The sequence below is a fragment of the Sphingomonas sp. Mn802worker genome, assembly GCF_000382485.1.
GTDB lineage: Bacteria > Pseudomonadota > Alphaproteobacteria > Sphingomonadales > Sphingomonadaceae > Sphingomonas.
This window is the reverse complement of record NZ_AORY01000012.1, coordinates 97,747-120,570: the sequence shown is the minus strand read 5'-3', so window position 1 is coordinate 120,570 and position 22,824 is coordinate 97,747. Positions and strand designations below refer to the sequence as shown.

22 protein-coding genes are annotated in these 22,824 nt (G+C 64.9%); 11 read left to right on the top strand and 11 right to left on the bottom strand.

All coding sequences use genetic code 11. The annotated features are described in order from the left end of the window. Window positions 1-57: 57 nt before the first annotated feature. The 3 genes from SMN802W_RS0110555 to SMN802W_RS0110545 are packed head-to-tail and all read left to right on the top strand — an operon-like array spanning window position 58 to window position 3,593. Complete coding sequence (locus SMN802W_RS0110555; protein ID WP_019516875.1) at window positions 58-1,008, top strand: histone deacetylase family protein; 951 nt, start codon at window positions 58-60, stop codon at window positions 1,006-1,008. Next, window positions 1,005-2,357, top strand: coding sequence for a cryptochrome/photolyase family protein (locus SMN802W_RS0110550; protein WP_019516874.1), 1,353 nt, complete (start codon window positions 1,005-1,007; stop codon window positions 2,355-2,357). The genes SMN802W_RS0110555 and SMN802W_RS0110550 overlap by 4 nt, the downstream gene beginning before the upstream one ends. A 12-nt stretch (window positions 2,358-2,369) precedes the next feature. Next, window positions 2,370-3,593, top strand: a complete 1,224-nt coding sequence (locus SMN802W_RS0110545; protein WP_019516873.1) for an SAM-dependent methyltransferase — start codon at window positions 2,370-2,372, stop codon at window positions 3,591-3,593. A gap of 3 nt (window positions 3,594-3,596) precedes the next feature. On the opposite strand, the gene SMN802W_RS0110540 is transcribed toward SMN802W_RS0110545, so the two are convergent. Both SMN802W_RS0110540 and purF read right to left on the bottom strand, forming a co-directional pair. Continuing rightward, complete coding sequence (locus tag SMN802W_RS0110540) at window positions 3,597-4,307, bottom strand: SDR family NAD(P)-dependent oxidoreductase (protein WP_019516872.1); 711 nt, start codon at window positions 4,305-4,307, stop codon at window positions 3,597-3,599. 1 nt (window position 4,308) lies between these two features. Further along, entirely contained in the window at window positions 4,309-5,766 is a 1,458-nt protein-coding gene (gene purF / locus SMN802W_RS0110535; RefSeq protein ID WP_019516871.1) for an amidophosphoribosyltransferase, read from the bottom strand. Window positions 5,767-5,885: 119 nt separating this feature from the next. On the opposite strand from purF, the gene hisI reads away from it, so the two are divergent. The 4 genes from hisI to SMN802W_RS0110515 are packed head-to-tail and all read left to right on the top strand — an operon-like array spanning window position 5,886 to window position 9,001. After that, on the top strand, window positions 5,886-6,242 hold the full coding sequence (gene hisI / locus SMN802W_RS0110530) for a phosphoribosyl-AMP cyclohydrolase (RefSeq protein WP_019516870.1): 357 nt from the start codon (window positions 5,886-5,888) through the stop codon (window positions 6,240-6,242). Next, window positions 6,239-6,733: a hypothetical protein gene (locus tag SMN802W_RS0110525; protein WP_019516869.1), complete on the top strand. Its 495-nt coding sequence runs from the start codon at window positions 6,239-6,241 to the stop codon at window positions 6,731-6,733. Before hisI ends, SMN802W_RS0110525 begins: the two co-directional genes overlap by 4 nt. A gap of 32 nt (window positions 6,734-6,765) precedes the next feature. Continuing rightward, window positions 6,766-7,197 (top strand): MerR family transcriptional regulator, encoded by a 432-nt coding sequence (locus tag SMN802W_RS0110520; RefSeq protein WP_019516868.1) that lies wholly within the window; start codon window positions 6,766-6,768, stop codon window positions 7,195-7,197. 1 nt (window position 7,198) lies between these two features. Further along, window positions 7,199-9,001, top strand: a complete 1,803-nt coding sequence (locus tag SMN802W_RS0110515) for an acyl-CoA dehydrogenase C-terminal domain-containing protein (RefSeq protein ID WP_020424625.1) — start codon at window positions 7,199-7,201, stop codon at window positions 8,999-9,001. Between the two features lie 25 nt (window positions 9,002-9,026). Here the strand turns inward: SMN802W_RS0110515 and SMN802W_RS16875 are convergent, their stop codons facing one another. From SMN802W_RS16875 to SMN802W_RS0110500, 3 genes are read right to left on the bottom strand one after another with little or no spacing between them, the layout of a single operon-like run. After that, a complete protein-coding gene (locus SMN802W_RS16875) occupies window positions 9,027-10,370 on the bottom strand; it encodes a cell wall hydrolase (protein WP_019516865.1) in 1,344 nt (447 codons plus the stop codon). A 23-nt stretch (window positions 10,371-10,393) separates the two neighbouring features. Further along, window positions 10,394-11,314, bottom strand: coding sequence for a cysteine synthase A (cysK, locus tag SMN802W_RS0110505; protein ID WP_019516864.1), 921 nt, complete (start codon window positions 11,312-11,314; stop codon window positions 10,394-10,396). Further along, the gene (locus SMN802W_RS0110500) at window positions 11,311-12,591 is read right to left on the bottom strand and encodes an MFS transporter (protein ID WP_019516863.1); all 1,281 of its coding nucleotides are present in this window, start codon (window positions 12,589-12,591) and stop codon (window positions 11,311-11,313) included. The genes cysK and SMN802W_RS0110500 overlap by 4 nt, the downstream gene beginning before the upstream one ends. Before the next feature lie 143 nt (window positions 12,592-12,734). Between SMN802W_RS0110500 and pdhA the strand changes: the two genes are divergently transcribed. Further along, window positions 12,735-13,784 carry a pyruvate dehydrogenase (acetyl-transferring) E1 component subunit alpha gene (gene pdhA, locus SMN802W_RS0110495; RefSeq protein ID WP_019516862.1) on the top strand — a complete coding sequence of 350 codons (1,050 nt, stop codon included), beginning with the start codon at window positions 12,735-12,737 and terminating at the stop codon, window positions 13,782-13,784. 1 nt (window position 13,785) lies between these two features. After that, window positions 13,786-15,246 (top strand): pyruvate dehydrogenase complex E1 component subunit beta, encoded by a 1,461-nt coding sequence (locus SMN802W_RS0110490; RefSeq protein ID WP_019516861.1) that lies wholly within the window; start codon window positions 13,786-13,788, stop codon window positions 15,244-15,246. Window positions 15,247-15,265: 19 nt separating this feature from the next. Here SMN802W_RS0110490 and SMN802W_RS0110485 read toward each other — a convergent pair whose 3' ends face one another. Genes SMN802W_RS0110485 through SMN802W_RS0110475 form a run of 3 tightly spaced genes read right to left on the bottom strand, consistent with a single transcriptional unit; the run spans window position 15,266 to window position 18,518 of the window. Then, window positions 15,266-15,991, bottom strand: a complete 726-nt coding sequence (locus tag SMN802W_RS0110485; RefSeq protein WP_026326006.1) for a TadE/TadG family type IV pilus assembly protein — start codon at window positions 15,989-15,991, stop codon at window positions 15,266-15,268. Further along, the gene (locus tag SMN802W_RS0110480) at window positions 15,988-16,581 is read right to left on the bottom strand and encodes a TadE/TadG family type IV pilus assembly protein (protein WP_019516859.1); all 594 of its coding nucleotides are present in this window, start codon (window positions 16,579-16,581) and stop codon (window positions 15,988-15,990) included. The genes SMN802W_RS0110485 and SMN802W_RS0110480 overlap by 4 nt, the downstream gene beginning before the upstream one ends. Beyond that, complete coding sequence (locus SMN802W_RS0110475; protein ID WP_019516858.1) at window positions 16,578-18,518, bottom strand: TadE/TadG family type IV pilus assembly protein; 1,941 nt, start codon at window positions 18,516-18,518, stop codon at window positions 16,578-16,580. Before SMN802W_RS0110475 ends, SMN802W_RS0110480 begins: the two co-directional genes overlap by 4 nt. A gap of 290 nt (window positions 18,519-18,808) precedes the next feature. Here SMN802W_RS0110475 and SMN802W_RS18980 point away from each other — a divergent pair, with 290 nt between their 5' ends. Together SMN802W_RS18980 and SMN802W_RS0110465 are read left to right on the top strand one after the other, a co-directional pair. Continuing rightward, entirely contained in the window at window positions 18,809-19,318 is a 510-nt protein-coding gene (locus tag SMN802W_RS18980) for a hypothetical protein (RefSeq protein WP_156818830.1), read from the top strand. Window positions 19,319-19,379: 61 nt separating this feature from the next. Next, window positions 19,380-19,856 carry an EF-hand domain-containing protein gene (locus tag SMN802W_RS0110465; RefSeq protein ID WP_019516856.1) on the top strand — a complete coding sequence of 159 codons (477 nt, stop codon included), beginning with the start codon at window positions 19,380-19,382 and terminating at the stop codon, window positions 19,854-19,856. On the opposite strand, the gene trmFO is transcribed toward SMN802W_RS0110465, so the two are convergent. Genes trmFO through SMN802W_RS0110450 form a run of 3 tightly spaced genes read right to left on the bottom strand, consistent with a single transcriptional unit; the run spans window position 19,853 to window position 22,775 of the window. Further along, on the bottom strand, window positions 19,853-21,163 hold the full coding sequence (trmFO, locus tag SMN802W_RS0110460; protein WP_019516855.1) for a methylenetetrahydrofolate--tRNA-(uracil(54)-C(5))-methyltransferase (FADH(2)-oxidizing) TrmFO: 1,311 nt from the start codon (window positions 21,161-21,163) through the stop codon (window positions 19,853-19,855). The two genes, SMN802W_RS0110465 and trmFO, sit on opposite strands and share 4 nt — an antisense overlap. Before the next feature lie 44 nt (window positions 21,164-21,207). Beyond that, window positions 21,208-21,678, bottom strand: a complete 471-nt coding sequence (ruvX, locus tag SMN802W_RS0110455; protein WP_019516854.1) for a Holliday junction resolvase RuvX — start codon at window positions 21,676-21,678, stop codon at window positions 21,208-21,210. Beyond that, window positions 21,675-22,775, bottom strand: coding sequence for a DUF3089 domain-containing protein (locus SMN802W_RS0110450; protein ID WP_019516853.1), 1,101 nt, complete (start codon window positions 22,773-22,775; stop codon window positions 21,675-21,677). The genes ruvX and SMN802W_RS0110450 overlap by 4 nt, the downstream gene beginning before the upstream one ends. Between the last annotated feature and the right edge of the window lie 49 nt (window positions 22,776-22,824).

The following is a 22,824-nucleotide window of genomic DNA, read 5'->3' as shown; positions in this document are numbered from 1 at the left end:
CTCTCCTGCTGCGCACGCCCGAGTGGCGCGTCGCTGTTTGCAACCTATCTTAGCGGGATGATCGCGGTCGTCCACCATCCCGATTACGTCACCGAAGCACCCGCCCGCAGCACCTATCGCTGGGGCAAGAACGGCGCGATCCGCGATCTGCTGCAAGCAGAGGGCGACCGCGTCGGCTGGCACGAACCTGTCGCTATGCCACGCGCCTGGCTGGAGGCGGTGCACGACCCCGACTATGTCGCGGAAGTACTCGCCGCGCAGGTGCCGCGCGAGAAGGAGCGACGGACGGGCTTTCCGATCACCGCCATCGTGGCGCGTCGTGCCGCAATGGTGCCGGGCGGTACCTACCTCGCTGCACTGCTCGCGCTTGAACATGGGTTTGCCGCCAACACCGCCGGCGGCAGCCACCATGCGCTCGCCGATACGGGCGCGGGCTATTGCGTCTTCAACGACCTGGCGATCGCGGCGCATCGCTTGATCGAGGAAGGCAGAGTGGAGCGCGTCGCGATCGTCGATTGCGACGTGCATCAGGGCGACGGAACCGCGGCGTTGACCGCCGGGCATCCCCAGATCACGACCTACTCGATCCACGCGGCAAAGAACTTTCCTGCGCGCAAAGCGCAGTCGACGCTCGACGTCGCGCTGGCGGACGGGATCGGTGACGAAGACTATCTCGACACGCTCGATACGACATTGTCCGGCTTTCTCGACGCGCACCGGCCCGATCTGATCCTGTATCAGGGCGGCGTCGATCCGTTCGTCGACGATCGGCTCGGCCGGTTGGCGCTGAGCGAGGACGGGTTGGTGCGCCGCGAACAATTGATCGCACGGCTCTCCGCCGCGCGGGCGCTTCCGGTCGCCTGCACCGTCGGTGGCGGCTACGGCGATGACGTGATGGCGATCGCCGCGCGCCACGTTCGTGTCATCATGACACTGGGCGGATTGTTGACCCAGCCGCCCGTTGCGATCGCGGAACAAGAACGCGGAGCCGGCGTAGTCGACGCGTGACGAGCATCCTCTGGTACCGCCAAGACCTCCGCCTCCACGACCAGCCCGCGCTGCGCGCCGCTGCAGCTGATGGAGCGGTGATCCCGCTCTACATCCTTGACGACGAGACGCCGGGGGACTGGCTCATCGGCGGCGCGCAGCGCTGGTGGCTGCATGCCAGTCTCGCCTCGCTTGATGCCGCGTTGCGGAATCACGGCAGCAGACTAATCATCCGTCGAGGCGCCGCGGACAAGGTGTTGCAGGAGGTGCTGGAGGAAAGCGGGGCGGAGCGCGTGCACGCGCTGCGTCACTACGAACCGTGGTGGCGCAAGGCGGAGGACATGCTCGGCGACCGACTGTGCCTGCACGACGGGAATCATCTGACCCGCGTGGAGGACGTGCGCACGGGCAGCGGCAAGCCGTTTCGCATCTATTCGTCGTTCTGGAAGGCGCTGCAATCGTTCATGCCGCCCGAGAAGCCGGTCGCCGCGCCGCGGAAGATCGACACGCCCAATCACTGGCCGAGCACGCTGAAGCTTGCTGAGCTCGATCTGCTACCGACCAAACCCGATTGGTCGGTAGACTTCGACGGCACGCCGGGCGAGGACGAGGCGCGGAAGAAGGCGAAAGCGTTCACCAAACGGGTCGATCACTATGAAGCGATGCGCAACCTGCCGGCGGAGGAGGGGACCTCCATGCTGTCGCCGCATCTTCATTTCGGCGAAATCTCGGCACGTGAGCTGTGGTACATGGTCAGCGACCACGACGATGCGATCAAGTTCCAGAAGGAGCTCGCCTGGCGAGACTTCACCGACGGCGTGGTGATGGCCCTGCCCGACTACGCCGAGAAGAATGGCCGGCCCAAGTACGACAAGCTTAAGTGGCGCACCGGCAAGGAAGCGGCGGCCGATCTGAAAGCCTGGCAGCAAGGCCACACCGGCTATCCGATCGTTGACGCCGGCATGCGGCAATTGTGGGCCAGCGGGTGGATGCACAACCGTTTGCGCATGATCACGGCGAGCTTCCTGATCAAACACCTGCTGATCGACTGGCGCGAGGGAGAGCGCTGGTTCTGGGATTGTCTGGTCGACGCCGATTACGGCAATAATTCGGTCAACTGGCAATGGGTCGCGGGCACCGGCATCGACGCCAACATGTTCTCGCGCATTATGGCGCCGCTGACCCAGTCGGAGAAGTTCGACGCTGGCGACTACATCCGCCGCTGGGTGCCGGAACTGGCTGATGTGTCTGATGACGCGATCCACGATCCCGAGGAAGCCGGGTGCAAGCCTAACGATTACCCGTCGAAGATCATCGGGCATCGGGAGGCACGCGAACGCGCGCTGGCGGCGGCGGCGCGGTTGCGATAACCGCCGCGTCCCATGGACGCACCCGTTCGCCAATCCCCTGCCTCACGCTCGCACAACTGGCGCCTGTCCGGCGTGATCGCGCCGTTGTTCCATCGCATCCTCGACCGGGTCGATGCCGGGCTGGAGGCCGGAGCGATCGAGGCGGAGCTGCCTGACGGTTCGCGACGGCTGCTCGGCGGACGCAGCGAAGGGCCTGTCGCCATCGTGGCGGTGCATCGCTGGCGTGCGCTGTGGCGGCTCGTCTCGGCGGGCTCAATCGGCTGGTACGAAGGCTGGGAGGCGGGCGACTGGTCGAGCCCTGACCTGGTGCCGATCTTCGATCTGTTCATGCGCAATCGTGTCGCGCTGGGCGACACGGCGCGTGCCAAGCGGGGTGCAAAGATCGCTGCGCGCGTGTTCCACGCCATCCGCCGCAACGATCGCCGCGGAGCGAGGCGCAACATCGCCGCGCATTACGACCTCGGCAACGATTTCTATCGCGAGTGGCTCGACGAGACGCTGACCTATTCGAGCGCGATCTTCGCCGATGGCAGCGAGTCGCTTGCCGACGCGCAGCAGCGCAAACTGGACGCGATCCTCGATCGGACGCGTGTAAAGGCGGGTGAGCGGGTGCTGGAGATCGGCTGCGGATGGGGGTCGTTCGCGGCGACCGCTGCGGCGGCGGGCGTGCATGTCGACGCATTGACGCTATCGACTGAACAGCGCGATCACGTTGCCGCGCGCGCCCTGCCGGATGCCGCGGTGTCACTGACCGACTATCGCGACGTGACAGGCACGTACGACGCAGTCGCCAGCATCGAGATGGTCGAGGCTGTCGGACAGGCATATTGGCCGGTCTACCTTCAGACGATCGCGCGCGTACTGAAACCTGGTGGGCGCGCCGCGATCCAGTACATCTCGATCGCTGACGACGTGTTCGACGCCTACGCCGGCAGCGTCGACTTCATTCAGCGCTACGTCTTTCCCGGCGGACTTCTCATCTGCGAGAGTCGCTTTCGCCGCTTGGCGGAGGCGAGCGGGCTCGAATGGCAAGAGCATCACGCCTTTGGGCTGGACTATGCAGAGACCTTGCGACGCTGGCGCGTGTCGTTCGATTCCGCCGCGCAAGAAGGTCGGCTGCCGCCGCGCTTCGACGCGCGGTTCCAACGTTTGTGGCGCTTCTACCTGATGTATTGCGAGGGCGGCTTTCGCGGCGGCGGGATCGATGTCGCGCAGGTCACCCTCGTCAAGCGTTGAACGTCAGGCGTCGACGCGCTCGCGGTGGCCGGCGGGGAAGCCGTCGATCGTCAGACGCACGATCCGGTCTGCAACTACCTCTGGCGGCTTGACCGAAGCGGGGTCTTCGCCCGGATAAGCGCGCGCCCGCATTCTCGTTCGCGTTGCGCCGGGGTCGAGCACCGCGATGCGCACCTTGCTGATCTCGGCCATCTCGTCACCGTAAGCACCGAGCATGGTGTCGAACGCGGCCTTCGACGCGCCGTAAGCGCCCCAGTAGGCGCGCGGCTTCGCGCCGACCGATGACGTGACGCCAATGACGCGGGCGCCGGCCGAGCGACGCAGCAGCGGATCGAACGCCTGGATCATCGCGACCTGCGCCGAGACGTTGAGCGTCAGGACCTGTGCCAGCTCCTTGGGATCAATCGCGGGGACGGCGGCGAGTTGCCCGAGCATCCCGGCGTTCAGGACCATTACGTCAAGCGCGTCCCAGCGGTCCGCCACCGCCGTCGCCAGCCGAGCGATCGAGTCGGTCTGCGTCAGATCGAGCGGTGCGATCGTCGCCGAGCCGCCGGCGTCGAAGATCCGCTCCTCGACCGATTCCAAGTCCTTCGCGGTACGCGCGGTGATGACGACGTGCGCCCCCTCTGCCGCCAGCGCGATCGCAGTGGCCGCACCGATACCGCGACTCGCGCCGGTCACCAGCGCGAGCTTGCCTTCCAGTCCTTTGGTCAAATCAGTTCACTCGTTCTGCCAGAAGCGCGAATTGGTCGACCGCCGTCGTGTCGTCGTGATCGGTGAGGCTGGTTGGGTAATCGCCGGTAAAGCACGCATCGCAATATTTCGGACGGATGTCGGCGCGGTGCGTCTCGCCCAAGGCCTTGTACAGACCGTCGATCGACACGAAGGCGAGGCTGTCGGCGTGGATGAACTCTGTCATGCCGCCAAGATCGTGCTTGGCGGCGAGCAGCTTGGCGCGCTCAGGGGTGTCGACGCCGTAGAAGCAGGAATGGCGTGTCGGGGGCGAGGCGATCCGCATGTGTACCTCCGCCGCGCCGGCATCGCGCATCATCTGGACGATCTTCAATGAGGTCGTGCCACGCACGATCGAATCGTCGATCAGCACGACCCGTTTGCCCTTGATCAGCGCGCGGTTGGCGTTGTGCTTCAGCTTGACGCCCAGGTGGCGAACCTTGTCACCCGGCTGGATGAAGGTGCGCCCGACATAGTGCGAGCGGATGATGCCGAGCTCGAACGGTATTCCGCTCTCCTGCGCATAGCCGATTGCGGCGGGCACGCCGGAATCGGGCACCGGAATGACGAGGTCGGCCTCGACCGGCGCCTCGATCGCCAGCTGCGCGCCGATGTTCTTGCGCACCGAGTAGATCGACTGGTCGTCGACGATCGAGTCGGGACGCGAAAAATAGACCCATTCGAAGATGCACGGGCGTGGCGATAGTGGCGCGAACGGGTGAACCGAGCGCATCTCGCTGCCCTGAACGATGACGAGCTCGCCGGGTTCGACCTCGCGCACGAACTCGGCCCCAACGACGTCGAGCGCGACCGACTCGGAAGCGAAGATGATTGCGTCGTCGAGCTTGCCCATGACCAGCGGGCGGATGCCAAGCGGGTCGCGGCAGGCGATCATGCCCTCGGGTGTCATCACGATCAGCGCGTAGGCACCTTCGATCTGCTTCAACGCGTCGATGAAGCGGTCGAGCAGGGTGCGATAGCTCGAAGTCGCGACCAGGTGGATGATCGTCTCGGTATCCGACGTCGACTGGAAGATCGAACCGCGTCGCACCAGCTCGCGTCGCAGCTTCATCGCATTGGACAGATTGCCGTTGTGCGCGATCGCGAACCCGCCCGACGACAGCTCGGCATAGAGCGGCTGCACGTTGCGCAGCGCGGTCTCTCCGGTGGTCGAATAGCGGACGTGGCCGCAGGCGATCTCACCCGGGAGCGAGCGGATCACGTCGTCGCGGTCGAAATTGCCCGCGACATGACCCATCGCGCGGTGGGTGTGAAACATCGCGCCATCGAACGTCGTGATGCCGGCGGCTTCCTGTCCGCGGTGCTGGAGCGCGTGGAGACCAAGTGCGACCAGCGCGGCGGCCCCTTCGGTCTGCGACACGCCGAAGATGCCGCACTCTTCGTGCAGATGGTCGTCGTCGAACGGGTTTGTGGTCAGCATGGCTGAAGCTCGCGTTAGGGGGCTCGCGGGGTGCGGGGCCGCATATAGCGGGTGTCGTGGAAATGTCATCCTGCACCGCCGCTCTGTTGCCCGGTATCGATCGCCGCTATCGCTCGCGGATGGACGATCGAGAGCAGGGCAGCACCTTTCAACCCAGGTTCGACGCAAATGGGCTCGTCACCGCGGTGGTGAGCGACCCTGCCGGCGCACTGCTGATGGTGGCGCACATGAACGCGGAGGCGTTAGCCGCGACGCAGGCGAGCGGCGAGGCGACGTTCTGGTCGCGCAGCCGCGAACGGTTGTGGAAGAAGGGTGAGACGTCGGGCAATGTCATGCGCGTGCTCGAGATGCGCGTCGATTGCGATCAGGACGCATTGTGGCTGATCGTCGAGCCCGCGGGTCCCGCCTGTCACACCGGCGCGACCAGCTGTTTTTATCGCCGTGTCACGGGCGAGACGCTTGAGCGGATCGAATGAGGCTGGTCGGGCTAGCGGTCGCGGTGTTGCTTTGCGCGTGCGGGCAGCAGCCAGCGGCGGAGCAGACGAGCGGGGCTGGTGCCGCGCTTGAACGCGCTGCACGTGCGAACGGGATGGTGTCGGATCCAGCGCGCGTGGTGCCGACCGGTGTCTACGGCAGCGGCGAGGACAAGGTATGCATGGTTCCGCAAGGCGAGGGCCGGTACCGTATCGGGGTCTCGGTCGACCTAGGGGAGCAGCAACGTTGCGCCGGGCGCGGGATTGCGCGCGGACGCGAGAAGCTTGACGTGCGGATGGGTGGGGGATGCGAGTTCGTTGCCTCGCTCGACGGCGATACGATCGCGTTCCCAGCCGTCTTGCCGGCCGCGTGCGACACGATGTGCGAGGGGCGTGCCACGCTTGCCGCACTCTCCGCTGCACGATTGAGCGACAGCCTGTCCGAAGCAACGCGTGTCGAGGGATCGGACGGCAAGCCGCTTTGCGGCGGTTGACGTTCACGTAAAGGGAAGGTACCTTTCGTTGCATGAGCGCTGTTGCCCATGCCGTCGTCCCGCCGCGCGATGATCGCGAGCAGTTCAGCATCTCCGATCTGTCGACCGAGTTCGGCATCACGCCGCGTGCGTTGCGATTCTACGAGGACGAGGGGTTGATCAGCCCCGAGCGACGTGGGCTTGCGCGCATCTACTCGCAGCGTGACCGTGCGCGGCTCGCCTGGATCCTGCGCGGGAAACGCGTCGGGTTCAGTTTGGCCGACATACGGCAGATGATCGACCTTTACGATCTGGGAGATGGCCGGCGGGCGCAGCGTGCGATCACGATCGAACGCTGCCGCGAGCGCATCGCAACGCTTCAGGCGCAGCGCACCGACATCGACGCCGCGATCCTCGAGCTCGAGGAGTTCGTCGCGGTGATCGAGACCTCTCATCCGATACCCGATCTGACCAAGGAAGCCTGACATGCCGCAATATACGCCTCCCGTCCGCGACACGCGCTTCGTGCTGGAGCATGTCGTCGGCCTCGACCGCTATGCCAACGTGTCAGGCTTTGCCGCCGCGACGCCCGACACGGTTGATGCCGTGTTGGAAGAGGGCGGCCGCTTCGTTGCCGAGGTGCTATTCCCGCTTAACCAGTCAGGCGATCTGGAGGGTTGCACCCGCCACGAGGACGGGTCGGTCACGACGCCTAAGGGCTTCAAGGACGCCTACGACAAGTTCGTCGAGTCGGGCTGGGGTACGCTCAGCGCGCCGGAGGCGTTCGGCGGACAGGGGATGCCGCACGTCGTCTCGACCGCGTTCCAGGAATATATGATCAGCGCCAATATGGCGTTCGCGATGTATCCCGGCCTCGCGCACGGCGCGATCGCCGCGCTGGTCGTTAAGGGCAGCCCCGAGCAGCAGGAGAAGTACCTGCCGCGGATGATCTCGGGCGAGTGGGGCGGTACCATGAACCTGACCGAGCCGCAGTGCGGCACTGACCTGGGCCTGATCCGCACGCGCGCCGAGCCGCAGGCGGACGGCAGCTATCAGATCACGGGTACGAAGATCTTCATCTCGGCGGGTGAGCACGACCTGACGGACAACATCATCCACCTCGTGCTCGCCAAGACGCCGGGCGCGCCCGACACGTCGAAGGGCATCTCGCTGTTCGTCGTGCCCAAGGTGCTGGTCAATGAAGACGGCTCGTTGGGTGAGCGCAACGCGGTGTCGTGCGGCTCGATCGAGCACAAAATGGGCATCCACGGCAACGCCACCTGCGTCATGAACTATGACGGGGCGACCGGCTGGCTGGTCGGCGAGGAGATGAAGGGCTTGGCGGCGATGTTCATCATGATGAACGCGGCGCGCCTTGGTGTCGGCCTGCAGGGTCTCGGCGTCGCGGAGACGGCGTACCAGAATGCGGTGCAGTACGCGAAGGATCGCCGCCAAGGCCGCGCACTGACCGGTCCGGCCGAGCCGAACGAAAAGGCCGACACGCTGTTCGTCCACCCGGATGTGCGTCGCATGCTGATGGATGCGAAGGCGTGGATCGAGGGCTTGCGTGCACTGTGTCTGTGGGGGGCGCTGCAGGTCGATCTCGAGCACAATGCGGAGAGTGAGGAGGAGCGCCAGCTCGCCGGCGACCTGATCGGGCTGCTGACTCCAGTCATCAAGGGCGTCGGTACCGACAAGGGTTACGAGATCGCGACCAATGCGCAACAGGTTTACGGCGGGCACGGCTACATCCAGGAATGGGGGATGGAGCAGTACGTCCGCGACGCGCGGATCGCGCAGATCTACGAGGGCACGAATGGCGTGCAGGCGATGGACCTCGCCGGCCGCAAGCTCGCGCAGAACGGTGGCCGCGCGGTGATGGCGCTCGGCAAGATGGTGACCGAGGAGATCGCTGCGGGCAAGCAGGACGAGGCGACCGCTGATTTCGCTGCGCGGCTGGAAAAGGCCGCGGGCGAGCTGCAGGGTGCTACGATGTGGTTCATGGCCAACGGCATGAAGAACCCCAACAATATCGGCGCGGGCGCTGTGCCCTACATGCACCTGGTCGGCATCGTCTCGGTCGGGCTGATGTGGCTGCGGATGGCTTCGGCGGCGGCGCGCTTGAAGGGCGCGGGCGAGGGCGATGCAGCCTTCCTCGACGCCAAGCTGGTGACCGCGCGCTATTTCGCCGAACGCGTCCTGCCCGAGGCCGGTGCACTGCGCCGCAAGATCGAGGGCGGGGCCGAGGCGATCATGGCGCTGCCGGTCGAGATGTTCGCGGCAGCCTGAGGGTGTTACCGCCGTCCAGTGCCTGTCACTGAACGGCGGTTTGGCCTGCTGCGGCATCGGCCTTCGCTGCCGATGGCGTCGGTGCAGTTGTCGGCACAGAGCCGCGACGCACACCGGGGAGCGCGGCAGGGCCACGTGGCGAGGTTACGTCTTCTGACGCGGTGCGGCTGACCGGTACCGCGGTCATTGCCCCGCGCCCGCGCATACACTGCGCCGGATCGACGCGCTTGAACTGGCCGCAGTTCCATAGTGCGCGATCGAAGCCGTTGGCGCGGTCGCGCAGGTAGCTGAACCCCATCGTGGCATATTGCTGCGGCGCGATCGTCGCCGACGCGGGGACGAGCCGCGCATCGGCCCAGCCCATCAGCTTGCAGCGCGGGCGATCGCCGCAGGCACGCTGCGCCAGCGCCGGCAACGCGTCGGCCTGTCGCGGGTCGATGACGACCAGAAACGTGTCGGTGTCCTCGGACACCGGCTTCAACGTGCCGGCTTGCGCGAGCGGAAGGGGAGCGGCCCCAGGTTGCGCGCCGGCGGGTAGGTCGGCGAACAGTGGCACCGCCGCGGCGAGCGCGTCTTCCGCTTCGTCGATCGCGCCAGCCAGACGATGCGCGTCGGAGATCGCCGCGAGCTTCGCGATACTTGGCTCGGCCGAGGCGACGCTGCGGTTGAACGCGGGCGGCGTCCCCCACCAACCGGCCCAGCGGAAGAACAGGTGGCTGTGGACTGCCGCGACCTTGTCGAGGCTCGACTGCCAGTACGGCACCACCCAGTCGGTATGGTAATGCGTCGAATAGCCGATCGGTTTGTACACGCGCCCGCCAAGTGCCTGAGTAGCGCGCGTTCGGGCATCGCGAAGCATCGTCTCGCTGGGTGTCCAGCGCGTGAGCGCACCGTCGCAGGTGAAGGTGAACTGGCAGCCTGTGGCGCGCTCCTGCCCTTCGAAGACGACGCCGCACACCGTTTTGGGAAAGGCGGGGTGGCGCAGCCGGTTGAGCACCACCTGCGCAACCGCACGTTGTCCTTCGGGGTCGTTGCCCGCTTCGTAGATTTCGGCCGCGGCGAGGCAGTCGGTCGCGCGTGCGATGCTGGCGGCGTCGCCGGCGATTTGGAAGGGGCGCGCTGCCGGGTTTGGGCCGGTTACGAATGGCACGCCGTCGTTGAACGCCTTTGCGTCCTGCGGACTCAGGTCGACGAGTTCGACCGGTTCAACCGGCGGCAGCACGGTCGCAGGAAGTACCTTGCGCTTGGCGAGCGCGCGCAGCGCCGCGGGGCGGTGCTGCATCGTGGGCGGGTGCGTGATAACCCACGCGGGCACGCCCACCGCCGCAATGCCGACGAGTGAAAGGACGGCGCGCAGGCGATAGCTCACCTGCGCGCCTGATGATGGTGTGCTCACTGTTCGGGCAGGAAATCCGGCACCGACAGGTAACGCTCACCCGTATCGTAGTTAAAACCGAGCACGCGGACGTTGTCGGGCAGATCTGGCAGCTTCTGCAGAATCGCAGCGAGCGTCGCGCCGGACGAGATGCCGACCAGCATGCCTTCCTCGCGTGCGGAGCGTCGCGCCATGTCCTTGGCGACCGCAGCGTCGACCTCGATCACGCCGTCGAGCAATTGCGTGTGAAGATTCGCCGGGATGAAGCCTGCGCCGATGCCTTGGATCGGGTGGGGGCCAGGCTGACCGCCGCCGATAACGGGCGATGCCGCCGGTTCCACCGCGAATACCTTGAGGTCAGGCCATTCCTTCTTCAGCACCTCGGCTACACCGGTGATGTGCCCGCCGGTGCCAACGCCGGTGATGATGACGTCGATCGGCGTGTCGCGAAAATCGTTGAGGATTTCCTGCGCAGTCGTGCGGACGTGGACGTCGACGTTTGCCGGATTTTCGAACTGCTGCGGCATCCACGCATTCTCGGTCTGCTCGACCAGTTCAAGCGCGCGTTCGATCGCCCCTTTCATGCCCTTCTCGCGGGGGGTGAGATCGAAAGTCGCGCCGTAGGCGAGCATCAGCCGGCGACGTTCCAGCGACATGCTCTCCGGCATGACGAGCACGAGCTTGTAGCCCTTGACCGCCGCGACCATGGCAAGCCCGATCCCGGTGTTGCCGCTGGTCGGCTCGATGATCGTGCCGCCGGGCTTCAGCTCGCCGGACTTTTCCGCCGCCTCGATCATTGCTAGCGCGATGCGGTCCTTGACCGAGCCGCCGGGATTGCCGCGCTCCGACTTGATCCATACTTCGCTGTCGGGGAACAGCCGCTGCACGCGAACGTGCGGGGTGTTGCCGATCGTGTCGAGGATGGTGTTTGCCTTCATGGCTGTATGCCTCCGTTCTGCGGTCCGAGCTCTAGCGCCTCGGGCGGGTCAAAGGTCCGTGCGTTCTTGAGTTCGGGGAAAAGCCGCGCCCACACAAGCGTGATCGCGATCGCTCCAACCGCGCCTACCACCACCGCTCCGACCGGGCCAAGCAGCGAGGCGAGGAAGCCGCTTTCCGCTTCGCCAAGCTCGTTCGACGCCGAAATGGTGAGCTGCGACACGGCGCTGACGCGTCCCCGCATCGCGTCGGGCGTATGCAACTGTATCAGCGAGGTGCGGACATAGACCGACACCATGTCGGCGCCGCCCGCAACGATCAACGCAGCGAGGCTGAGCGGGAAGGACCGGGAAATGCCGAATGTCAGAATCGCCGCCCCGAACACGACGACCGCGACCAGCATCTTGACCCCAACGTTGCGCTTCATCGGATTGAACGAGAACCAAAGCGCCGTTGACGCGGCGCCGATCCCCATGCCGGCGGCGAGGAAGCCGAGCCCCGTCGCGCCGACGTGCAGGATGTCGCGCGCGTAGATCGGCAGCAGCGCGGTCGCGCCCGCGAGCATGACCGCGAACAGATCGAGCGTGATCGCGGCAAGCACCAGGCGGTTCTGCCGCACGTACTGGAACCCGTCGAAGATGCGTTGCATCGGTCGACGGTCTTTCTGCGCCGGCGGCTGCGGCACGCGCCCAATCAAGAACATGAGACCGAGTGCGAGCAGCAACATGCCCGACACGACCGCGTAGGCGAGATCAGGATGCAGACCGTACAGGAAACCGCCGACGCTTGGTCCCACGATGGTGCCGGTCTGCCATGCGATCGAGCTGATCGCGATCGCGGTCGGCAGGCTTTCCTTAGGCACCAGATTGGGCGCGAGCGCTGAATAGGCAGGGCCGGCAAAAGCACGCGCGACACCTACAAGTACTGCCGCCCCGAACAGCGCCGGCAAGGTCAGCGCGTCAGTGTAGGTCAGGTAGCCGAGCGTTGCGGCCACGGTGCACAAGAGCGCGGTGGTCCCGCGCACGATCCAGCGGCGATCGACGCTGTCGGCGACCAGTCCCACCACGGGAGTCAGCAGGAACAGCGGCACGAACTGCACCAGCCCGATCATGCCAAGCAGAAAGGCGGCCTGCTCGACCTCCATCGTCTGTCGGGCAAGGCCGTAGACCTGCCAGCCGATGATGATTGCCTGCGCACTGGTCGCAATCGTGCCGGCAAAGCGCGACACCCAATAGGCACGGAAATTGGCGATGCGCAGCGGGTGCACGGTCTGTTCCATCTCGCGCGCGGCTTAGGCGGCGGCTTCTTGCGTGGCAACCGGCTGCTTGCCGTAGCGGCCGCTGCAAATGCCAAGCGTTGCAGCCGCCGCGCAATCGCGCCTATAGGCCCGCATCCCTTTCCCCAGGTACGAGGTTTTTGTCCGTGGCCAAAGCCCCCGCCCGCGCACCCGCGCCAAGCGAGCCACCTACGTCCAATCGCGAGCGTCCGAGCGAGCCGCAACCCTATGCAGCGACCAAGGACGAGCTGCTGAAATTCTACGAGCAGATGCTGCTGATCCGCCGGTTCGAGGAAAAGGCAGGACAGCTATACGGCCTCGGCCTGATCGGCGGTTTCTGTCACCTGTATATCGGCCAGGAAGCGGTTGCGGTCGGCCTGCAATCGGCGCTGTCGGGCGATGACTCGGTCATCACCGGGTACCGCGACCACGGTCACATGCTGTTGTGCGGCATCCCGCCCAAGGACGTGATGGCGGAGCTGACCGGGCGTCAGGCCGGCATCTCGAAGGGCAAGGGCGGCTCGATGCACATGTTTAGCGTCGAGCATAAGTTCTACGGCGGGCACGGCATCGTCGGCGCGCAGGTGTCGCTCGGCACCGGGCTCGCGTTCGCGCACAAGTACCGGAACGACGGCGGCGTGGCGCTCGCCTATTTCGGCGATGGTGCGGCGAACCAGGGCCAGGTGTACGAAAGCTTCAACATGGCCGAGCTGTGGAAGCTGCCGATCATCTACGTGATCGAGAACAACCAGTACGCGATGGGCACCAGCGTCAATCGCGCCTCGGCCGAGGACCAGCTGTACCGCCGCGGCGAGAGCTTCCGTATTCCGGGCCTGCAGATCGACGGCATGGACGTGCTGGCGGCGCGCGGTGCGGCCGAAGAGGCGCTGGCCTGGGTGCGCGCGGGCAAGGGGCCGATCATCCTTGAGATGAAGACCTATCGCTACCGCGGCCACTCGATGTCCGATCCCGCCAAGTATCGCTCGCGCGACGAAGTGCAGGCGGTGCGCGACAAGTCAGACCCGATCGAGCACGTCAAAAAGCTGTTGTCCGAACAGGGCGTCGCCGAGGACGAGTTGAAGAAGATCGAGCAGGACATCCGCCGCCAGGTGAACGAGTCCGCCGACTTCGCCGAGAGCACCCCCGAGCCGGAGCCTTCCGAATTGTACACCGACGTTCTGGTGGAGAAGTACTGACATGGCGATCGACATCAAGATGCCGGCGCTGTCGCCCACGATGGAAGAGGGCACGCTGGCCAAGTGGCTGGTGAAGGAAGGCGATACGGTCAAGTCGGGCGACATTATGGCCGAGATCGAGACCGACAAGGCGACGATGGAGTTCGAGGCGGTCGACGAGGGCGTCGTTTCGAAGATCCTGGTGGGTGAGGGTACTGACAACGTGAAGGTCGGCACCGTCATCATGCAGTTGGACGGCGAGGATGCCGGCGCGGGTAGCTCGACCGCGTCCGAGCAAGCGGCACCTGCTGATCAGTCGGCCGCGACGAAGGACGACAATCCCGCCGCGGACGCAAAGGCCGACGAGAGAAAGTCGGACCAAGTCGAAGACTCGGCACACCCCGCGCAGGAGAAGGTGGAAACCGGCGCGCGCCAGATGTTCGAGGCGGCCAAGCACGACGCCGAAGTGCGCGACCCCGCGATCCCTCAGGGCACCGAGATGGTGAAGGTCACCGTCCGCGAGGCGCTGCGCGACGCGATGGCGGAGGAGATGCGCGCCGACGATCGCGTGTTCGTGATGGGCGAAGAGGTCGCGCAATACCAGGGCGCGTACAAGGTCACGCAGGGGCTGCTCGACGAGTTCGGCGAGCGTCGCGTCATCGACACGCCTATTACCGAATACGGCTTCGCCGGTATCGGCTCGGGCGCGGCGATGGGCGGGTTGAAGCCGATCGTCGAGTTCATGACCTTCAACTTCGCGTTGCAGGCGATCGATCACATCATCAATTCGGCCGCAAAGACCAACTACATGTCGGGTGGGCAGATGCGTTGCCCGATCGTGTTCCGCGGGCCGAACGGCGCCGCCAGCCGCGTCGGCGCGCAGCATAGCCAGAACTTCGGCCCGTGGTACGCGAGCGTCCCCGGCCTGATCGTCATCGCACCGTACGACGCGGCGGACGCGAAGGGGCTGCTCAAGGCCGCGATTCGTTCGACCGATCCGGTCGTGTTCCTAGAAAACGAGCTGCTTTACGGTCGCTCGTTCGAGGTTCCCAAGCTCGATGACTGGGTGTTGCCGATCGGCAAGGCGCGGATCATGCGCGAGGGCAGCGACGTGACGATCGTCAGCTACTCGATCGGCGTCGGGCTGGCACTAGAAACGGCCGACAAGCTGGCTGAAGAAGGGATCGACGCTGAGGTGATCGACCTGCGCACGCTGCGTCCGCTCGACAAGCAGACGGTGCTGAAGTCGCTTGCCAAGACCAACCGCATGGTCGTGGTCGAGGAAGGCTGGCCGACCTGCTCGATCGCGTCGGAGATCAGCACGATCGCGATGGAAGAAGGCTTCGATGACCTCGACGCGCCGGTGATGCGCGTGACCGACGAGGATGTGCCGCTGCCTTACGCGGCGAACCTTGAAAAGCTGGCGCTGGTGTCGGCGGACAAGGTGATCGCGGCGGTGAAGAAGGTCTGTTACCGCAAGTGAGCCAAGCGCCTGCGATCGCTCACGTCGCGGTGTAGCGGTCGCAGGTGTACCTCGTCGCCTCGGGCGAGGGATTGAAGATCTGGCTGAACGCGCGCTTGTCGCGCACGACGAAGACCGAGTTATAGTGCATCAGCATGGTGGTGCTCGGCACCCAGGTCGCGCCGATGATCGGTTGATAGTCGTAATTGATTTCGACGAACATGACCCCCGATCCAGGTGGCGCCGTCACGACCGCGTTCGCGTCGCCCATCCCGGTCACCTGGGTTCCGGGCGCCGCGGGCCAAGGCTGGATACCTGAATCAGCCGTCGCGAACCCGTAGTGCGAGTCGTAATTTGCGCCTTTTTTCAGCCCGAGGCAGCGCTGCCACCGGATATATTGTTTCCCGTCATGCTCCTCCAGGCTGGACAGCGTAATGCGACCGTTTTGCGTGACGTTCCAGCGCGATCCCTGAATACGCGCGGAGGTCAGCGCGTCGTTGATGTCGATTTCACGCAGCTGCGACGAATTGTCACTCTGCATGTTGCCGACCCGCGACGCGTTGTCAGCCAGAGACAGCCCGATTTGATTGATCCGTTCGTTCATCAGGACGAGGTTCGCCGTCTCAGCACCATAGCATCCGAGCGCCATGACAACTGGCAACGAGATCGCAAATTCGATCAGCGCAAGGCCGGAGCGATCGCGCTCAAAGCGGCGGAGGCGGGCTGCGAAACGGCTGGCGCGCCCGACCTTGCGTGTTGTTGTCACGTGCATATCGATTGGACCGGCTGAACGACCTGGGTCTTGTAGGGCTGGTTCTTCAGGAATGTTTCCGAACTGATCGTCTGCGTGGTCGGCAGCCCTAGTAGACCGGCGACCGGGAAGATGCGCGGGTAGGTCACGGTCATGGTGTAGCGCGTGACATCGTTGGCGCCGCCTTGCGACTGGACCTGACCCGGATCGGCATCCCATTGCTGGTTGCCGTTCACGTCGTCGAAACATTCGCCGGGATCACGAACGCCGTTGCCATTCTTGTCGGTGAAGTTCTCGGGTTTGGCCACCAGGTAGCTGGAATAGCTGCGGCGCATGGCCTGAAACTTCATGCCCGGGCCAAGCACGCTCACCATGTCGATCACCTTGGCGTCCATTGCGGCGGCAGACGATGCGTTGGTTTCCAATGCGGAGTCGCGGCCGGCCTTGTACATCGCACCGTCGAGCACGGTCTGCGCGTACGACCGGTACATCAAGTCGAACAGACCCATCAGCATCGTGAACAGCACGGGCGTCACGATCGCGAACTCGATGATAGTGACACCGCGCCGATCGCGACGCAGGCGACGGACGAAGCGCCGGATCATTGATCAAGCCTCAACATCGCGACCTGCTTGGCTATTTTCTGGAACAAGGAGGACAAACCGCTGCCGGTGGTCGTGAACAATGCCTGCGCAGGATTGCTCGCGCATTGGGTGAGCTCGTTGGTCGTGTTGGGGCCGAACGCGACCGTCCAGACATCGATCTTCAGCTGCGAGGCCTGTGCGCATTCGTAGAGGAAGCGGGCGTTGTGGTAGTCCTTCAGCGAGGTCGAATTATTGCCGCCGCTGACGCGCTGGTCGTAATATTCGATGCCATATTGGCCGTAGATGCTTGAACTGGGCGCCATGTCGCCATCGGTCAGGAAAACGATCACCTTTTTCGGTGACGGCTGGCCGGTACGACCTACGTTGTCGGCTGCGAAGATGCCGTTCGTCGCGAGCAGGCGCACGCCCCAGATCATCCCGGTGTCGTGGTAGGTGCCACCCAGCGGCTTGAAATCCGCCGCGTCGACGTAGCCCGAGATGTCTGACGGCGACATGACCGCGAGTCGCCGGATCGGCTTGCCGCAGGAATAGAAGCCGGACTTGCGCTGGTTGTCCGCGCCAAGATTTAGGCCCTTATAATAGTAGCCGTATGGATAAGGGCTGAAATCCTCATCGTTGCTGTTCTGCGCTGCGGTAGAGGCGTAGCTGTATCGCGCCCACTCGATCGCGGCCCACGCAGGTCGCCAGCGGGTCGCCGCGTTGGCAGTCGGGATCAGCGTCGGGTCAAGATCATAGGCGTTGGCGTTGAAGGTGGTCGTACCGGATTGCGTCTGGCGTTCTTCGATACAGCCGTCCCACGCCGTCTGCGTACCGTCGACGTGAGTCGGGTCGACGACGTTGCCGCCCTTGATCAGCTGTGAGACATTTTGCGGATATTGGCCGTAGGTCCAAACCGGTCCGGTCACCTTCGATGTGTCGTAGCAACCGCCGTTCCGCCACGTGTACTTGGATGTCGTCGCGCGTCCGTCCGAGGTGCGAAACGGGTACGGGTTTGCAGACGTGGTGGCTGGATCACGCGTGTTGGGAGAGGCTGGTTCGCAATTGGCTTGCGTACGTCCGTTGCTCTTGTCAGCGTAGCTGCTCGAAATCTCGTATTCGCCCGTCACCACGCGGGTTTGATAGTTGACGGTCTCACCTGCCGAATTGCCGACGAGATAGGCTGGGTTAACGTCGTAGATCGCCTTTCCGGCATTAATGATCGAGGTGTAGCTGACGAAACCGTAGCGGACACGCGTGTTCGCATCGACGCTGCTGGCGACGACGGAGTAGAAGTCCTTCACCGCCTGCCGCAGCGCCTTGATGCGCGATCCATTGCCTGCATTGGTTTCCGGCACGCCGAAGCCGTTCTGCGCCGAATAACCGGGCATTGCATAGCTGTCGTTCGGTCGTGAGTACGACACCGCCGGATTGGCCTGCACATAGGCGTTGCACTGCGAGTCGGTATCCTCGGGACGGCAGGCCATCGACCCGGTGGTGTCGAGGACGAAGATCACATCGGTATCGGAAATGTCGTAGCGCGCCTTGCATGACACGCTGACGGTCGCGCTGCTGGCGTTGATGATCTTGGTCACCGTCATCGGCACGGTCACGGACGCGGTGCCCGAAACCTGCTGGTCGCTCGTCTTCACTGGCATGAATACGGGGTTCGATGTCCCGATCCAGCCACCCTGGTAGTTGCTTTTGAAGAACAGCTGCGCCTGGGTGCTCGCATTCTGGTCGAGCGTATTCGAGCCGTCGGACTTCATGAACTTGCGACCGGCCAGAGCGCCGGCGTCGCAGGCTTGCTGCAGCCTCGACTTGACCGCGTACATACGCCCCATGTCGACGCTCGCGCCGGCGAGTGCGGTCAGGGGGAAGAGCGAAGCCGCCACGATCACGAGCGTGTTCGCGGTCCGATCGCGCAACAATCGCGCGAAGAAGCCGGTACGGTCAGGCATCTAGAGCGCCTCGGGCGGGATCGATCGACAGGTCACCGTCTCTCGATGCCGCGGAAACGTCCAATTTCGCTTCAAGAAATCCGGTTAACGTGGCCGCAACCATAGTTGTCGATCATCGCCCGCCTCGCCAGATAGCGCGTGTGTCAGCAATCAAGCCGCTCAGCAGTCCGTCCCAGATCTTCGCCTGGTGCGGCGCGCGCTTTGCCGGAACAGGGATCGAGACCCTGTTTGCGCTCGATCGGCAGCTCGGACAGATCGTACGAACGACCGAGCAGCCGATTGTCGGGCAAATGCGGCTGACGTGGTGGTTCGACGCGTTGACAAAGCTCGATGACGGCGATGTTCCCGCGCAGCCGCTGCTGCAGGCGGCGGCCGAATACATTGCAAGCGGCAGGGTGACGGGCCGCGCCCTCGCGACGATGACCGAAGGGTGGGAGGTCCTGCTCGATCCTGCCCGTGACGATCCGGCATCGCTTGCGCAGTTCGCGCAGTTGCGCGGCGCCACGTTGTTTCAGGCGATGGGAGCGCTGACGGGACAAGATAATGAGCAGGTTGGCGCGGCGGGTGCGCTTTGGGCCTTGTCCGACCTCGCCGCCAACATCAGCGTCGACCGCGTCAGGATGCAGGCGAGATCATCTGCGCTCGCGATAGCGGGCGAATTGTTTGCGTTGCGCTGGCGGGAGGCGCGTTCGCTCGGTGCATTAGCACTCGACGCCCATATGGCTATGACAGGGCTGGGCGTGGCAGATGGTCCCCGCCGTGCAGCTCGTATCGCGCTATTTCGTATGATTGGGCGTTAGCGCCTTTCTACCGCGATTCTGCCTCGCTAGCATTCCGGTGCGGGCGGGGGAGTGATCGATCATGTGGCGCTATCTGGTGGGCGGATTGGCTGCTTTGCTGCTGAGTGGTGCGGGCTGGCTTATTTTTCTGAACGATAAATCCGGCGACGCCACGGCGCGTGCCGCCACGATCCTGCCCGCGATGACGCAGGCGAGCGCGCCCCAAGCGGACGATGTTCCGGCCGACCTGCCCGCAGCACCCGAGCGAACGCGCGAGCAAAAGCGGTTCGACCGCTACGACAAGGACCGCAATGCGAAGATTACACGGGAAGAATATCTGCTCAGCCGGCGAAAGGCATTCGCGAAGCTGGACCTGAACCGTGATGGTCAGCTGTCATTCGATGAATGGTCGGCAAAGACGGCCAAGCGCTTTGCTGACGCTGACGCTGACCGGTCGGGCGCGCTCAATGCAACCGAGTTCGCGACCACCAAGCCGAAGCGCAAATCGAAGCGTCCGGTGTGCGCCTGCCCGGCAGCGTCGCCGCGCGACGACGACTAGGCGGCGAGCCAGTCTGCCAGCGCCGCGCGGCCACGATCGGTGTACATCCGCTTCCGGTCCGCCTTCTTGGTCTTGCCCGCGATCGGTGGAAACAGGCCGAAGTTCACGTTCATCGGCTGGTAGGTCTCCGCCACTGCCTCTCCGGTGATATGCGACAGCAGCGCACCGAGCGCCGTCTCACGCGGCGGGGAGGGAAGCTCTTTGCCGGCGAGTTCGGCCGCCGCGAACCGCCCGGCGAGCAGCCCGATCGCGGCGCTTTCGACATAGCCTTCGCATCCGGTGATTTGCCCCGCGAAGCGGATGTTGGGGCGCGACGATAGCCGCAGCGTATCGTCGAGCAGCTCGGGCGAACGCAGGAAGGTGTTGCGATGCAGCCCTCCAAGCCGCGCGAACTCGGCGTTCTCCAGGCCTGGAATGGTGCGAAAGATGCGTACCTGTTCGGCATGCTTCAGCTTGGTCTGGAAGCCGACGATGTTCCACAGCGTTCCCTGCGCATTGTCCTGCCTCAGCTGCACCGCGGCATAGGGCCAGCGACCGCTGCTTGGTACGTCGAGCCCGACACCCTTCATCGGTCCGAAGCGCAACGTCTCGGGTCCGCGCGATGCCATCACCTCGATCGGCATGCAGCCTTCGAAATAGGGGACGTTCTCCCACTCCTTGTATTCGGTCTTTTCGCCGTCGAGCAGCGCCTGAACGAAGGCGTGATACTGCTCCTTGTCGAGTGGGCAGTTGATGTAGTCGGTTCCGTCACCCTTGTTCCAGCGCGACTGCGCCCAGGCGACCTCCATGTCGATCGAATCGCGGTGCACGATCGGCGCGATGGCGTCGAAGAAGGCGAGCGCGTCGCGACCGGTCTCGGCCGCGATGCTATCGGATAGCGCGGGCGCGGTCAGCGGACCCGTGGCGATGATCGCAGGCCCGTGCGGCAGCGCATCGACGCGCTCGCGGATGATCGTGACGTTCGGATGCGACTCGAGCGCGCCGGTCACCCCTGCCGAGAAGCCGTCGCGATCGACTGCAAGTGCGCTGCCGGCGGGTACTTTGTGTGTGTCGCCGCAGCGTAGGATGATCGAGCCGAGCGCGCGCATCTCCTGGTGCAGCAACCCTACCGCGTTCGACTCGGCATCGTCCGAGCGGAAGCTGTTCGAGCAAACGAGTTCGGCCAGATGGTCGGTATGATGCGCAGGCGTGTTCTCGCCGCTGCCGCGCATTTCCGACAGTCGCACCTTGAAGCCTGCCTCGGCAAGCTGCCACGCGGCCTCCGAGCCTGCAAGCCCGCCACCGATCACGTGAATGTCATGGGTCATGGAAGCCGCAGATAGCGCCTGCCGACCTCACGGCAAGCACGGTATCAATCGCGAGGAACGCTGACCAAGGCGTCAATAGCCGCCTGCAGGATATGCGCGGCCGCAGCGGAATCGATCCGCTCGGCACGCTTGGCGCGGCTCATGTCCTGCTCAATCAGCGCGCGTTCGGCGGCAACGGTCGACCAGCGTTCGTCCCACAAGAGGATCGGCAGGTTCATGTCGACGCAGTTGCGCGCAAAGGCACGTGTAGACTGGCTGCGCGGGCTGACGCTGCCGTCAAGGTTGAGCGGCAGGCCCATGACGAGGCCGACGACATGTTGCGCCCGTACTAGTTGGGCTAGTGCTGCCTTGTCGGCGGTGAACTTCGTGCGGCGGACAAGAGGCGCGGGGCTGGCGAAACTCCAGCCGGCATCGCACAAAGCGGTGCCGATCGTTTTGGTGCCAAGGTCGAGGCCTAGCAGGCGTCCACCAACCGGCAGCGCGGCGGCGAACTCGGTTGCGTCAGTCGTGATCACCGTGCTGCCATCCGCCGCGCGACATCGGCTCGGACGTTGGCCCAGAACAGGCTGTAGTCATAGACGTGGTAGTTGTTGCCCGGCAGCACGTAGGGGCCGACATCGGGCGGCGATCCGATCAGCAGCAATCCGCGGGCGTCGCAGCGCGCGCCGACGGTGCCGGGGCGAAGCTGCGCGGACGACAGGTCCTCGCTCGGGTAAAGCGTGCCCAAATTGGCGCTGGCTGGAGCGGCGGTAAACGGCACGCCGGTGATCGGATTGGTGCACAGCATCTGCGTTCCCTTTCGCGGGCGACCATCGAAGCCGGTGGTTTGATCGTAATTGTCGGTGATCAGCGACGGGTCGGCGGGCTCGGCGAAGCTCTGCCACGACAGGATGCAGCCGCGCTGGTCGGCGCGCGCGCAGGCGGGCAGGCCGAGCGCGGCGAGGTCGGTCGCGGTGGAGATCGGCCAACCGACGACATAGGCCGCCACGATCCGTCGCGCGAGCGGCTTGCCTGCGACACGGTCACGCAGCAGGTGCGTGAGGTGCAGCCCGCCCTGGCTGTGGCCGGCAAGGATGATCGGGCGGTCAGGGCCGACCTGTGCCACGAAGGCATCAAAGGCGGCCAGCACGTCACGATACGCCTGATCTAGCGCGCGTGTGGCGTTCGCCTGATCGGTCAGGAAAGCGCCGAATGTCGCCTGATGATAGCGCGGCGCCCAGATCTCGCCGACTGCGTTGAAGGCGCTGGCCTGTCCGCGAAGGAACAGCGCGGCACGGTCGTTCGCCTCCTTGTCGTCGAGCGGCGCGTTCCAGTGCGCTCGGTTGAGGTACGAGGTCGGGTGGATGAAGAATACCGCGGCGCCGCCCGGCTCACGGCGCGGCTGCTCCCCCGCTGGCGTCCACAATGCGGGGTTGTTCGCGATGTCAGGCCGCGCCAGCCATAGCTTTGTGTTGCTATAATCTGCCGGGGTGAGTTGGCGAACGGCACGGAAGTCTTCACCCGGCACCATCGCGGCGCGCATCAGCTCGACACCCCAGATGCGATAGGCGATCAGCCCGGCGAGCGCGAGAACGATCAGTCCGGCGACGATGTAGAGGAACTTGCGAACCAAAAGCGTGGTGTCCAGACGAGAGCAGAGGCGGAACTGGTTCGCCCGCTCT